12 protein-coding genes are annotated in these 12,569 nt (G+C 61.7%); 6 read left to right on the top strand and 6 right to left on the bottom strand.

Annotation, left to right across the window (positions count from 1 at the left end; all coding sequences use genetic code 11):
• On the top strand, positions 1-920 hold a 920-nt coding region (locus tag G3N92_RS05625; RefSeq protein WP_206126471.1), incomplete at its 5' end, for an electron transfer flavoprotein-ubiquinone oxidoreductase.
• Positions 921-994: 74 nt separating this feature from the next.
• Here the strand turns inward: G3N92_RS05625 and G3N92_RS05630 are convergent.
• From G3N92_RS05630 to G3N92_RS05645, 4 genes are all read right to left on the bottom strand, one after another.
• Positions 995-2,380, bottom strand: a complete 1,386-nt coding sequence (locus G3N92_RS05630) for an MFS transporter (protein WP_206126472.1) — start codon at positions 2,378-2,380, stop codon at positions 995-997.
• 81 nt (positions 2,381-2,461) lie between these two features.
• Positions 2,462-3,640, bottom strand: a complete 1,179-nt coding sequence (locus G3N92_RS05635) for a CaiB/BaiF CoA-transferase family protein (protein ID WP_206126473.1) — start codon at positions 3,638-3,640, stop codon at positions 2,462-2,464.
• Positions 3,641-3,653: 13 nt separating this feature from the next.
• Positions 3,654-4,817, bottom strand: a complete 1,164-nt coding sequence (locus G3N92_RS05640) for an acyl-CoA dehydrogenase family protein (protein WP_206126474.1) — start codon at positions 4,815-4,817, stop codon at positions 3,654-3,656.
• Positions 4,818-4,843: 26 nt separating this feature from the next.
• Complete coding sequence (locus G3N92_RS05645) at positions 4,844-5,686, bottom strand: MaoC family dehydratase N-terminal domain-containing protein (RefSeq protein WP_206126475.1); 843 nt, start codon at positions 5,684-5,686, stop codon at positions 4,844-4,846.
• Between the two features lie 141 nt (positions 5,687-5,827).
• Here G3N92_RS05645 and G3N92_RS05650 point away from each other — a divergent pair, with 141 nt between their 5' ends.
• Positions 5,828-6,775, top strand: coding sequence for a LysR substrate-binding domain-containing protein (locus G3N92_RS05650; RefSeq protein WP_206126476.1), 948 nt, complete (start codon positions 5,828-5,830; stop codon positions 6,773-6,775).
• On the opposite strand, the gene G3N92_RS05655 is transcribed toward G3N92_RS05650, so the two are convergent.
• Positions 6,772-7,710, bottom strand: coding sequence for a LysR family transcriptional regulator (locus G3N92_RS05655; RefSeq protein WP_206126477.1), 939 nt, complete (start codon positions 7,708-7,710; stop codon positions 6,772-6,774). The two genes, G3N92_RS05650 and G3N92_RS05655, sit on opposite strands and share 4 nt — an antisense overlap.
• 117 nt (positions 7,711-7,827) lie before the next feature.
• Here G3N92_RS05655 and G3N92_RS05660 point away from each other — a divergent pair, with 117 nt between their 5' ends.
• The 3 genes from G3N92_RS05660 (at position 7,828) to G3N92_RS05670 (ending at position 10,536) form a co-directional block, all read left to right on the top strand.
• On the top strand, positions 7,828-8,364 hold the full coding sequence (locus G3N92_RS05660) for a phosphonopyruvate decarboxylase (protein WP_206126478.1): 537 nt from the start codon (positions 7,828-7,830) through the stop codon (positions 8,362-8,364).
• Positions 8,364-8,960, top strand: coding sequence for a thiamine pyrophosphate-dependent enzyme (locus tag G3N92_RS05665; RefSeq protein ID WP_206126479.1), 597 nt, complete (start codon positions 8,364-8,366; stop codon positions 8,958-8,960). The genes G3N92_RS05660 and G3N92_RS05665 overlap by 1 nt, the downstream gene beginning before the upstream one ends.
• 271 nt (positions 8,961-9,231) lie before the next feature.
• Positions 9,232-10,536, top strand: a complete 1,305-nt coding sequence (locus G3N92_RS05670; RefSeq protein ID WP_206126480.1) for an MFS family transporter — start codon at positions 9,232-9,234, stop codon at positions 10,534-10,536.
• A 264-nt stretch (positions 10,537-10,800) separates the two neighbouring features.
• Here the strand turns inward: G3N92_RS05670 and G3N92_RS05675 are convergent, their stop codons facing one another.
• On the bottom strand, positions 10,801-11,724 hold the full coding sequence (locus tag G3N92_RS05675) for a LysR substrate-binding domain-containing protein (protein ID WP_206126481.1): 924 nt from the start codon (positions 11,722-11,724) through the stop codon (positions 10,801-10,803).
• A 161-nt stretch (positions 11,725-11,885) separates the two neighbouring features.
• Here G3N92_RS05675 and G3N92_RS05680 point away from each other — a divergent pair, with 161 nt between their 5' ends.
• The gene (locus G3N92_RS05680; protein ID WP_206126482.1) at positions 11,886-12,545 is read left to right on the top strand and encodes an RraA family protein; all 660 of its coding nucleotides are present in this window, start codon (positions 11,886-11,888) and stop codon (positions 12,543-12,545) included.
• Positions 12,546-12,569 lie beyond the last annotated feature (24 nt).

Below are 12,569 nucleotides of genomic sequence, written 5' to 3' on the forward strand. Positions count from 1 at the left end.
ACACCTACGGCGGCTCGTTCCTGTATCACCTCGACAACAACCAGGTGGTGGTCGGCTTCGTGGTCGGCCTCGGCTACTCGAACCCGTATCTGTCGCCGTTCGAGGAATTCCAGCGCTACAAGACGCATCCGGAAATCCGCACGTTCCTCGAAGGCGGCAAGCGCGTGTCGTACGGCGCGCGCGCGATCACGGCGGGCGGGCTGGTGTCGCTGCCGAAGACGGTGTTCCCGGGCGGCGCGCTGGTCGGCGACGACGCGGGCTTCCTGAACGCCTCGCGCATCAAGGGCAGCCATGCCGCGATCAAGACCGGCATGCTGGCCGCCGACGCCGCGTTCGAGGCCGTCCAGGCCGGCCGCGAGCGCGACGAGCTGAGCGCCTATCCGGACGCGTTCAAGCAGTCGTGGCTGTACACCGAGTTGTACAAGGCGCGCAACTTCAAGCAGTGGATGGGCAAGGGCCTGTATCTGGGCACGCTGATGGTGGGCATCGAGCAGAAGCTGCTGGGCGGCAACGTGCCATGGACGCTGCATCACCAGCACGCCGACCACGAGATGCTGAAGCCGGCCTCGCAATGCACCCCGATCCCGTATCCGAAGCCGGACGGCAAGCTGACGTTCGACCGCCTCTCGTCGGTGTTCATCTCGAACACCAACCACGAGGAGAACCAGCCGGCCCACCTGACGCTGAAGGATCCGAGCGTGCCGGTGAACGTGAACCTGCACACCTACGCGGGCCCGGAAGCGCGCTTCTGCCCGGCCGCCGTGTACGAGTTCCAGAAGAACGACGACGGCAGCGACCGCCTCGTGATCAACGCGCAGAACTGCGTGCACTGCAAGACCTGCGACATCAAGGATCCGACGCAGAACATCGTGTGGGTCACGCCGGAAGGCGGCGGCGGGCCGAACTACCCGAACATGTAGCGGGAAACCATCCTGGAAGACAGAGCGGGCATCATCAATTGATGATGCCCGCTCTGATTGCATTACATGGTTGGCTAGGTCGACTGCTTGGTTGCCAGGCTTGATGCCATATCGTCAGGCCCTTGCGTTTCAATCTCTTCGAGCGATTGCTGACTCGTTTCAACACGGAGCAAGACGATGGCGATGGTAAGTAAAACGAATACCACGGTGACCATCGAGATGACGCCGGAGACACCGAACTTCTGATAGAGAAAGAGTGCGAGGTAGGGCGTACCAATCGAAGACGCGCGTCCGCACGTGCCCGCGATGCCGGTGCCACGGAGGCGCAGGGAGGTCGGGAACAGTTCCGGGATATAGCCGAACAGCCCCAGCGTCGTCAGCGTGTAAATCGACGTCACCAGGCCGAATCCGACGGCAATGATGGCGGCAGGCTCGCGCAGCGACACGTAGATCCAGCCGAGCACGATGCTGACCGCGAGCGAAAGGATGATGCCTCTTGCACGCCCCAGACGGTCAGCGATGGCGTAGCCAATCAGGCCGCCGACAGGCGAGCCAATCGACATCAGAAATACGAACCCCAGAGACTTCACGACCGACAGGCCTTCCGAAACGAAGAACGTCGGAAGCCACGCGATAAAGCCGTACAGACCGACATTGACGCCGACAGCAGTCAGCGCTGCCACGAAGGTGCGGCTGGCCATACCCTTCGCGAACAGGCGCGAAATCGGAACGCGGCCTGCTTTCACAGCCGTGATCTGGAGCGGCGGCGGCAACTCGCCAACTTGCGCGCGAACCTGGCGTTCAATGTCGGCCAGTGTCGCTTCGGCCTCCTCGATGCGGCCGACCGATTCGAGCCAGCGCGGCGACTCGGGCATGCGATGGCGAAGGAACCAGACGAACAGTGCCCCGATGCCGGCGAGCGCGAACATGTAGCGCCAGCCGAGGTGGGGGATGACCCAGTAGCCTGCGGCCAGCGCAGCGAACAAGCCGCTGTTGGTGACGACCGCCAGCAACGAGACCCACTTGCCGCGGGTAGCCGGCGGCACGAATTCGGCCAGTGTTCCTGCCGCAACGACCAATTCGGCACCCAGGCCGATACCCATGACAAATCGCAGGAAGATGAGCCATTCGATCGTCGGGGCGAAGCAGGCTGCAATCGAGGCGATACCGAAAACGGCGAGATTGAGCTGGTAGGAATAACGTCGTCCCAGCCAGTCGCCAACCTGGCCCGCTGCAAATGCGCCAATCATCATGCCGACGAAGGTCGACGAGATGAACATCGCGCCATGATGGAGGTCAGTGAAACCTTCCTTGACCATGGATGCGACTGCGCCGTTCGCCAGGTAAATGTCGAATGCGTCCAGGAAGGCGCCACCGGCGATGAGCCAGAGAATCTTCCAATGAAAGCGTGAAATCGGCAGGCGGTCGAGGCGGCCTGCCGCATTGACTGTGGTGGGCATATCAGTGTCTCCAATGTTTTCGGCCCCGACCTGGCTCAAGCAGAAGTGGGGCCGCTTTAATGTTGCGTTCCGGCTCGCCAGCTACACGGCGTTTTGCTCGTGGAGACCGGCAATCTGTTCTTCGTTGAAGCCGAGTTCGCGCAGGATGTCGTCGGTGTGCTCGCCGAGTGCCGGCACCGGGTCCATCCGCGGTGCGTCCGCCGCGAGAAACCCGGGGGGCAGCAGCGCCGGTACCTTGCCAGCCGGCGTATCGATGGTCGTCCACCGTTCGCGAGCAATGAGCTGTGCGTGTTTCCAAACGCTCGCCATGTCGTTCATATGGGCGTTGGCAATCTTCGCCGTCTCGAGCCTGTCGATGACGGCGTCGGACGTCAGGCTCGAGAACGCGCCCTCAATCAGCGTCTTCAGTTCGGAGCGGTGCGCGACACGACGGCTGTTCGAAGAAAAGCGGTCGTCCGCCGCGAGGTCCGGCTGCTGAATCACGGTGTCGCAGAACTGCTTCCATTCGCGTTCGTTCTGCAGGCCCAGCATCACGGTTTTTCCGTCACCGGCGACGAAGGGGCCATACGGATAGATGGTCGCGTGCGAGGCCCCGGCACGCTGTGGAGGCTGCTGCCCCTCGTAGGCGTAGTAGAGCGGATAGCCCATCCACTCGACCATGCTTTCGAGCATGGAGATGTCGATGTGGCGCCCTTCGCCTGTCTTTACACGAGCCAGCAACGCACCGAGGATGTTCGTGTAGGCGTACATCCCTGCGGCGATGTCGGCAATCGAGCAGCCGGCCTTGGATGGTTCGTCGGCGCCGCCAGTAATCGACAGAAAACCGGACTCGCTTTGAATGAGAAGGTCATAGGCCTTCTTGTCGCGATACGGGCCATTGAGTCCGTATCCGGAGATATCGCAGACAATCAGCTTGGGATACCGCTTGCGCAGGGTCTCGTAGTCGAGGCCCAGGCGCTGCGTGGCGCCGGGGGCCAGGTTCTGGACGAAGACATCGGCGTCAGCCAGCAGCCGATGCACGACGTCGAGCGCCGCAGCCTGCTTCACGTCGAGCGTGAGACTTTCCTTCGAGCGATTGGTCCAGACGAAATGTGAGGCAAGGCCATGCACACGTTCGTCATAGTTACGCGCGAAGTCGCCCACGCCCGGCCGTTCGATCTTGATGACGCGGGCGCCCAGGTCGGCGAGTTGACGCGTACAGAACGGTGCGGCGATGGCGTGCTCGAACGTGACGACACGAATTCCTTCGAGTGGCAACATGTCCAGGCTCCGGTTAGAACGACCGCGGCAGACCGAGGATGTGTTCGGCGACGTACGACAGAATCAGGTTCGTCGAAATCGGCGCGACCTGATACAGGCGCGTCTCGCGGAACTTGCGCTCGACGTCGTATTCGCACGCGAAGCCGAAGCCACCGTGGAATTGCAGGCATGCGTTGGCGGCTTCCCACGAAGCGTCCGCAGCCAGCAGCTTGGCCATGTTCGCCTGCGCACCGCATTGCTGGTGCGCATCGAAGCGACGGGCCGCCTCGAAGCGCATGAGGCTGGCGGCTTCGACGTTGATGTACGAGCGGGCGATGGGGAACTGGACACCCTGGTTCTGGCCGATGGGGCGACCGAACACGACGCGGTCCTTCACATACTGCGAAACCTTGTCGACGAACCAGTAGCCGTCGCCGATGCATTCCGCGGCAATCAGCGTGCGCTCGGCATTCAGGCCGTCAAGAATGTATTTGAAGCCCTTGCCTTCCTCGCCGATGAGGTTTTCGGCCGGAATTTCGAGGTTGTCGAAGAACAGCTCGTTCGTCTCGTGATTCACCATGTTGGGAATCGGACGCACCGTCATGCCGTTCTTGACCGCGTCGTGCAGGTCGACGATGAAAATCGACATGCCTTCGCTCTTCTTCTTCACGTCCGCGAGCGGCGTGGTGCGCGCAAGCAGAATCATCAGGTCGGAGTGCTGGATGCGGGAGATCCACACCTTCTGGCCATTGATGACGTAGCGGTCGCCCTTGCGAACAGCGGTGGTCTTGATTTTCGTCGTATCGGTGCCAGTCGTCGGCTCGGTCACCCCCATCGATTGCAGGCGCAATTCGCCGGATGCGATTTTCGGCAGATAGCGCGCCTTCTGTTCGTCGGAGCCGTGGCGCAGCAACGTGCCCATGTTGTACATCTGGCCATGGCAAGCGCCGGAGTTGCCACCGCTGCGATTGATTTCTTCCATGATGACCGACGCTTCGGTCAGGCCCAGTCCCGAGCCACCGTATTCCTGGGGAATCAGTGCGGCGAGCCAACCGGCTTTGGTCAGTGCATCGACGAAGTCGGCCGGATAGCCGCGGTCCTCGTCGACCTTGCGGAAGTATTCCGCGGAGAACTGGCTGCAGAGGTCGCGGACGGCGTCGCGGATGTCCTGGTACGGGTCGTTGATGAGGTCGTTCATGGTGATATTCCGTTTGATTGTTCGATTCAGGCGAGGACGGCATTGGCCGACATGGTCAGCCAGCCGTCGTGGTCCGCAGCCCAGAGCTGAATGGTCTTTCCGTCGTCCAGGCGCCGGCCGCTGACCGAGAAGCTCTCGCCCAGAAACGTGGGGCGTACGGCCTTGTAGGTGTATTCGCGCACGATGGCGCCCGGCACGAATCGCGCGACGGTGTCGAGCAGCAACGTCGCGATGAGCGGGCCGTGGACCACCAAATCCGGGTAGCCCTCGGTGCTTTGCGCGTACTGGCGGTCGTAATGGATCCGATGGCCATTGAACGTCAGCGCCGAATAGCGAAACAGGAGCACTTCGGTCGGGTCGATGATGCGTTCCCAGTCCGCACCGAACGGAGCGGCGGTGGGCGCTGGCTCCTTCTGGCCGGGCGTGGCCGCTTCGCGATAGACGATGTCCTGTTCCTCGCGAATCAGGCGCTCGCCGGCCGATGTGATGTCGTGGCGTACGGTAACGAACGCCAGGCGGCCGCTGCGGCCTTCCTTGTGCTCAGTGGCGACGATGCTGGATTCACGTGTGGCGGTCGAGCCGATGACGAGCGGGGCATGGAACGTGAACCGTCCGCCGGCGGCCATTCGTCGAGGCAGCCCGAGGTCGGGGAGAAACCCCCCCGTCTTCGGATGGCCGTCCTGGCCGATTTCCGCCTGAGGCGCGGCCGACCAGAAATACAGCCAATGCCACATCGGGGGGAGCGGTTGAGACGACTGCGGAACGGATGCACTGTCGAGCGTGGCCGCAAGCGCGGCGGCGGGTGCTGGGGCGATGAAGTCGGTCGTGGCCTGACTTGCCGGTTGCACGGGGATACTTTGCGGTGTCATTTCAGTCTCCAGCGCCGGTAGTCGGCGCTTTGGAATTGGAATGAACCGACTGTATGGGATTGCGGGCTGGGGCAGGAAATACCGATTGATTGTGCCCGTCATAGGGGTATCCTATGACCTGTTCCGGCAATCAAGGGCACCATGGACATTCGCCAGCTTCGTTACTTTGTGAACATCGTCGAGTACGGAAGCTTGGGGAAGGCTGCCGAGATGCTCTATGTGGCGCAGCCGTCCTTGAGCCAGCAGATGTCCAAGCTCGAGAATGATCTGGGCGTCGCGCTGCTGATTCGGAGTCCGCAGGGCGTCAAGCCGACGCCGTCCGGAGAGGCGCTTTACCGGCATGCCCGAACCGTTCTCCACCAGATGGAGCAGTTGCGGCAGGAAGTGGTCGAGGGCATCGGTGCCGAGTCGGGCACGGTGGCGATCGGGCTTCCCACCACGATGTCCGCAGTGCTGGCCATATCGGTGTTGAAACGGGTTCGCGAGCGTTTCCCCGGAATTCGGCTCCAGCTGATCGAGAGCATGAGCGGGTATTTGACCGAACTGCTGGTCAATGGTCGCCTCGATCTGGCGATTCTCTTTCGCGAATCCAATACGGTGGGGATAACAGCGATTCCCCTGTTCGACGAAGAGCTGTACGTGATGGGCGAAATCGAAGGGCTCCCCGAGCGCTCCCGTACTTGCCCGTTGGCGGCACTCGGTGGCCTGCCCTTGATCGCGCCAGGAGAAGCCAATGGCCTGCGGAGGCTACTCGAGCGGACCTTCGGCCGGGAGCAGGTTCCACTGAACATTGTTGCCGACATCGATTCGCTGCCTACGTTGCTCGCCGCGGCGAAGTCGGGCGAGGCTGCGACGATCTTGCCTGCCTCCGCCGTCGCGGCTCACTCGGCCAAGGACCGGCCGAAGATGAGGCGCATCGTGGATCCGGTTATCGAGCGGCCCGCGAGTCTTTGCTGGCCGAGCTGGTTGCCTGTCAGTTCGGCCTCTCTCGCGGTTCGGAAGGTCATCATTGAATTGGTCACCGAGCTCGGCGGCAGAGGCGACTGGATGGGGATCTCCCTGCGCGAATCGTCTCCTGATGCCGATTAACCGGCGGCAGTCGCAATCCAGCGAGAGGGCCAATCGTTATTGGCCACGGCCTCGCGGATAACCTCCACCAGCAGCTGCGTGGTGCAGCGGACTGGCGTCGCCAGACGCCGAAGGTTGGGTAGCGCGAGCGAGATTTGCCTGACGAGCTCCGGCTCGGTGAGCGGCGCGGCCTTGAGTTTTCCTTGGGCAAGTTCGTCTTGTATCGCAATGCTCGGGAGAATGGTATAGCCATGCCCACCGATGACCAGGCTCTTCTGGACATCCAGCGAGTTGGTCGCGGTAACCACGTCAAACTTCACACCGGTGTCGCGGCATGCGCGATCCAGCAGACTGCGAATGGCATGTGGCGAGCTCGTCACAATCATTGGCCAGCGGTCCAGTTCACTGAAGCGGACTGGCGTCTCGAGTTGCAGCGATGACGACGCCGAACCTACCAGCATCAGGTTTTCTTCAAGCAGAGGTTGGGCTTGAAGCGTCGGTAGCGTTCGTGCGTCGTAGAGAAGGGCTGCATCTATCTCGCCTGCTTCAAGCCATTGAAGCAGGTGGCCGGCGTAGCCGACCACGATGCGCAGTTCAATGGCCGGGTATTGAGCCTTGATGCGCCCGACGAGCGGCCCTGCCAGGAGGCCTGACGTGCTCGGGAGCAGTCCGATGGTCGCGATGCCCGAGACTGCCGCGGTGGAGGGCTGAATCTCCGCGCGTGCCCGATCCAATTCCAGCAGCGCGCGCCGCGCGTACTCGACAAGGATGTCGCCTGCATCCGTCAATTCCATTCCGTACCTGCCTCGCTCGAAGAGCGACGTGCCGATGTCCTCTTCCAGCAGCTTGAGCTGACGCGATACCGCCGGTTGGACGATGTGCAGCGCCTCGGCTGCCCTCGTTACGCTGCCTGCCTCCGCAACGGCAAGCAGCGCGCGGAGTTGCTTGATGTCCATAGTGGATACCCCTTCTCATCCATGCCGTTTTGTGATTTCTGAATCACAAATCTCTATTTCTGGGCCGTTTGTATGTGATTTTATGATAGCGCCATCCACCTAGTTGAGGAGTGAAACATGAGTCATGCGAGCGGACAGGTGCCCGAGTGGCAGAAGTCCATTTTTTCGGTGTTGAAAGCCGGCGGGGTTCAGCAGATTGCCTACGTCCCTGATGCGGGTCACTCGTACGTGATTCGGGCTGCCAAGGAGGACGCGGACATCGAGGACGTCGTGTTGACGACCGAAGAGGAGGGCGTGGCGGTCGTGAGCGGCGCCTGGCTCGGTGGCAAGCGCGCGGTGCTGCTGATGCAAAGCAGTGGCGTGGGCAACTGCGTGAACATGTTTTCGCTGCTGGAGAGCTGCCGATTCCCGTTTTTCACCCTCGTCACGATGCGTGGCGAATACGCGGAATTCAATCCGTGGCAAGGCCCGATGGGGCGCGCAACGCAAGGCGCGCTCGAGCTGATGGGCATCACCGTGCTGCGCGCGAATTCACCGGAAGAAGTCGAGGAGATCGTGAGTGCAGGGTTCGACGCCGCATTCGAAGCAGGCGAGCGCGTGGCGGTTCTGCTGTCGCAGAGCCTGATTGGCCGCAAGAAATGGGAGCGCAAATAATGAGCGAGCAAAACCAGAATACGCTGATCGAGCGTCGTTCTTTCGTGGCCAGGCTGCTGGCTGGCGTTCCCGAAGCACTCGTCGTGACCGGCCTGGGCTCGCCCTCGTACGACGTGTTCGCCGCCGGCGACCGCGACGAGAATTTCTACCTCTGGGGGGCGATGGGCGGCTCCGTGGCACTCGGCCTGGGACTGGCGTTGGCCCAACCCGACAAGCCGGTCGTCGTGGTGACTGGCGATGGCGAAGCGCTGATGGGTATCGGCGCGCTCGGTACGGTCGGCGTCAAACAGCCGAAGAATCTCACCGTCGTCGTGCTCGATAACGGTCACTACGGCGAAACCGGCATGCAACGCAGCCACTCGAGCCTCGGTACTCAACTGGTCGCGGTATCGAAGGGTTTCGGGATTGCCGATTCGTTCGAGGTGCACAACGCAGACGATGTCGGTCAGATTGTCGAACGCATCAATGCACGCGCGGGCACTGCGCTGGCTCAGGTACATATCCGCGCGGACGAGCCGCCGCGCGCACTGCCGCCGCGCGATGGCGTGTTCGTGAAGAACCGCTTCCGCGCGAACCTCGGTTTCGGACCTTACTGAGCCGAACAGCAGGCGACATCGCGCAACGTTGTCCCAACGACCTCGACGGCCCAGGCCGTACGTTTTGCAGGTACGGCCTGAGTGAGGCCGGCATTGACCAGGCGTTTGCAGCGCCGGCGCCAATCGCTGGTTGCCACCCGCGTCGCACCGGGATTGCGTTGAACCCGAAGTAAGTGAAGCTGGGCGCCCCGATACCCGATGGGTTGGGGCGCGTGCGCCCGTCAACGTGCGGCATCAGACCGTACAGGGCTTGATGGCAGGAGACAAGCATATGAAAACGCAGTCGGTGTCTGCGGAGGTGGGCTCGACCCCCGTCCGTACTTCGAGCCAGATTCGCGCAATTGTCGCGGCGTCATCGGGCAATTTGATTGAGTGGTTCGACTTCTTTGTCTACTCGTTCACCTCGCTTTACTTCGCGAGCGTGTTCTTTCCATCCAGCAATCCCACGGCCCAGCTGTTGAATACCGCCGGTGTATTCGCAACCGGTTTCCTCATGCGACCGATCGGTGGCTGGCTTTTCGGAAGAATCGCTGACCGACGCGGCCGGCGTACGTCGATGGTGCTGTCCGTATGGTTGATGTGCGGTGGGTCGCTTGCAATAGCGTTGCTGCCCGGATACGCCCAGATTGGAACGGCGGCGCCCGTGTTGTTGTTGCTCGCGCGCTGCTTGCAAGGCCTGTCGGTCGGCGGGGAATATGGCGCGAGCGCGACCTACATGAGCGAGATTGCTCAGGAGGGCCGGCGAGGGTTCCTGGCGTCGTTCCAATACGTGACGATCATCGGCGGCCAGATCGGCGCGCTCGTCGTGGTCCTGCTCCTCCAACAATGCCTCACGCCGAGCGAGCTGCATGCATGGGGCTGGCGTGTTCCGTTTGCACTGGGCGGCTTGGGCGCAATCTTCGCTTGGTACCTTCGTCGATCGCTTCAGGAAACCAGCAGCGCGAGTGAGCGTCGCCAGGATGGCGCGGGGACCATTCGAAGTCTGTTCACGCACAAGCGGGCGCTCCTGATTGTCATCGGCTTTACCGCAGGCGGCTCGTTGGCGTTCTACACGCTGACGACGTACATGCAGAAATATCTCATCAACTCGGTCGGGCTAGGTGCGAAGACCGCCAGCCTCGTCATGACGGTAGCGTTGATTGTCTACATGTTCATGCAGCCGGCGTTCGGCGCGTTGTCCGACAGAATAGGCCGTCGCCAATCAATGCTCCTGTTCGGCATTTTGAGCGCTATCGGTACGGTTCCGTTTCTTGAAGGACTGCGTTGGGTCACGAATCCCTATGCGGCGCTCGGGCTCATTCTGCTGGCACTTGCCGTTCTCAGCTTGTATACCTCGATCAGCGGCTTGGTGAAGGCGGAACTCTTCCCTGCTGGCGTGCGGGCGCTCGGAGTCGGCTTGCCGTACGCCTTGGCGAATGCCGTATTCGGCGGATCCGCCGAATACATTGCGTTGTCGTTGAAGGCGGCCGGCAGCGAACAACTGTTTTTCTGGTATGTCGCCGCGATGGGGGGCTTTGTCGCCATAGCGGCATGTGCAATGCGGGCGACTGGAAAGAAGGGCTCAAGCCTGCTGTGACTTGGGGCGGCGACGTGAATGATGACGCGTCGTTTCACGCCGACCGCTACAGTTCGCTCGCCCCCCGGCCGGGCATCGATCGGGGTGTTTGGGGCACCGATTCCATGACGTCTTGTCTTGTCTGCTTGGATGCAGACCCCTGATCTTTTCAGACACGCATCGTCGTCGAAAACACGCTTGCTGATCCGGTGCGGGCTTTTGAACCAGCAGCAAATCACAACCGCAATGTCTGCCCGCTGGCACCAAGCCTGCTCGCCAAGCTCCCTATGCCGAACTGGCCTTGGCGTGGATGCCGGCTATCTTTGCCCATTCGACCACGGCGGTAACTATCGGATGGTGGCGGCTTGCATTCCATGCAAGTGCCGCTGTAACGACCATCACCCTTTCCTTGAGAGGGCGAATGACCACGTTGTCGGATGCAAGTTGTTCCATCGAAGCTGGAACCAGCGCGACACCCTGGCCGCATCCGACATAGGCAATCTGCGACATCACGGACCGAACTTCATGCAGCACCCGTGGAGCGAAACCGTGACTCTGGCAAATCGAAGTCAAGAAGTCGAAATACGCGGGGCTGACTTGCCGCGACGACATGATGAGCGACTCGTCCGCGAGTGAGCGCAGACGAATCCGCGGCACTGCTGCGAGTGGGTGGCCACTCGGGACTGCAACCGCGAGCCGGTCCTCGGCCAGCGGTATCGTCGAAATCCCGTGATCTACGCTGCCATCGAGCCTCACAAACGCGACATCCAGCTCTCCGCTTTCGAGCGCCGGGATGGCGTCCACGCTATCGATTTCCCGGATGAACACTGTCAGATCCGGGTGATCTCGTTTCATGGCCGCCAACATCGCCGGAACCGTCTCCAGCATTGCAGACGTTATCGCCCCGACCTGCAGGACGCCGGTGTGGCCTGCTGCAACCTCTCGAACGACGCGCTCCAGGCGCTCGACCTGTTCCGCGAACTGTTTGACGGCGGGGAAGATGGCGGCGCCGGCCGCGCTCAATTGCGTGCCCCGGCGCGAGCGCTCGAACAGCGTGAGCTTGAGCGAGTGCTCGAGCACCTTGATCTGCTCGGTCAGCGGTGGCTGCGACATGTTGAGCCGCTGCGCGGCGCGCCCGAAGTGCTTCTCTTCCGCCACGGCGAGAAACATCCATAGCTGCCGAATCAGGCGGAAATCAATGGTGGACATCTCGGAGGCCTTGTCGAAGTGGGCGACCTGCCAGCTCCTGAGCCGGTTGCTCCGAGCAGGGTCGCTGATTGCTAAATCGTATCAGACAGATACTGTATCGATAATTTACATATCAGCTTGACGAGTCGACCATTGCGTCACCGTACCAATGGACGTCTTTCATGACTCACGCTTCCACCCTTGAGCGATTGGCTTCGCTCGATACCAACACCGTTTCCGATGCGCTCGATTTCCTGGGCCTTCCGGGGGCCACTTATGGCCTGCGGCCGCTTTGGGACTGCCCCAAAATCGTTGGCCGTGCGAGCACCATCCAGCTCGGTCCCAAAACGGACATTGCGCCCACTGTTCATCTCATCTCACCCGTCATCGATGCGGTGACGACCGACGACCGTGTGCTGGTTATCGGTGGTGGTCTCGAGGGCATCTCCTGCTGGGGCGACATCCTCGCCAACGCAGCGGTTGCAAAGAAGGTGAGGGGTTCGATCATCGACGGCGTGAGCCGCGACATCGAAGGCAGCGAAGCGGTGGGGTACCCGGTGTTCGGTCGCGGCGTCACGATGATCAGCGCGCGCAATCGGGTCGTGCAGGTCGCCTCTGGCAAGCCGGTTCAAATCGCCGGCATCACCGTCAATGAAGACGATTTCGTGATTGCCGACCGGTGCGGCACGGTGTTCGTGCCGGCAGCCAGGATTGATGAGGTCCTCGAGCTCGGCGAGCGCATCGTTCGTCGTCAAGACGGGATGGTCGCGGCCGTTCGGGCGGGGCGCTCCGTTGCCGAGGTCATGCACGACAAGGAATTCGAAGCCATTCGGGCTCGATAACTCTCTCTGGAGCTCCCTATGACG

The sequence above is a fragment of the Burkholderia sp. Ac-20379 genome (assembly GCF_017104645.1).
Lineage (GTDB): Bacteria > Pseudomonadota > Gammaproteobacteria > Burkholderiales > Burkholderiaceae > Burkholderia.

Bases quoted from the DNA above. Each gene is read 5' to 3' on its own strand.
- G3N92_RS05630 (WP_206126472.1), bottom strand. From the start codon at position 2,380: ATGCCCACCACAGTCAATGCGGCAGGCCGCCTCGACCGCCTGCCGATT.
- G3N92_RS05635 (WP_206126473.1), bottom strand. From the start codon at position 3,640: ATGTTGCCACTCGAAGGAATTCGTGTCGTCACGTTCGAGCACGCCATC.
- G3N92_RS05640 (WP_206126474.1), bottom strand. From the start codon at position 4,817: ATGAACGACCTCATCAACGACCCGTACCAGGACATCCGCGACGCCGTC.
- G3N92_RS05645 (WP_206126475.1), bottom strand. From the start codon at position 5,686: ATGACACCGCAAAGTATCCCCGTGCAACCGGCAAGTCAGGCCACGACC.
- G3N92_RS05650 (WP_206126476.1), top strand. From the start codon at position 5,828: ATGGACATTCGCCAGCTTCGTTACTTTGTGAACATCGTCGAGTACGGA.
- G3N92_RS05655 (WP_206126477.1), bottom strand. From the start codon at position 7,710: ATGGACATCAAGCAACTCCGCGCGCTGCTTGCCGTTGCGGAGGCAGGC.
- G3N92_RS05660 (WP_206126478.1), top strand. From the start codon at position 7,828: ATGAGTCATGCGAGCGGACAGGTGCCCGAGTGGCAGAAGTCCATTTTT.
- G3N92_RS05665 (WP_206126479.1), top strand. From the start codon at position 8,364: ATGAGCGAGCAAAACCAGAATACGCTGATCGAGCGTCGTTCTTTCGTG.
- G3N92_RS05670 (WP_206126480.1), top strand. From the start codon at position 9,232: ATGAAAACGCAGTCGGTGTCTGCGGAGGTGGGCTCGACCCCCGTCCGT.
- G3N92_RS05675 (WP_206126481.1), bottom strand. From the start codon at position 11,724: ATGTCCACCATTGATTTCCGCCTGATTCGGCAGCTATGGATGTTTCTC.
- G3N92_RS05680 (WP_206126482.1), top strand. From the start codon at position 11,886: ATGACTCACGCTTCCACCCTTGAGCGATTGGCTTCGCTCGATACCAAC.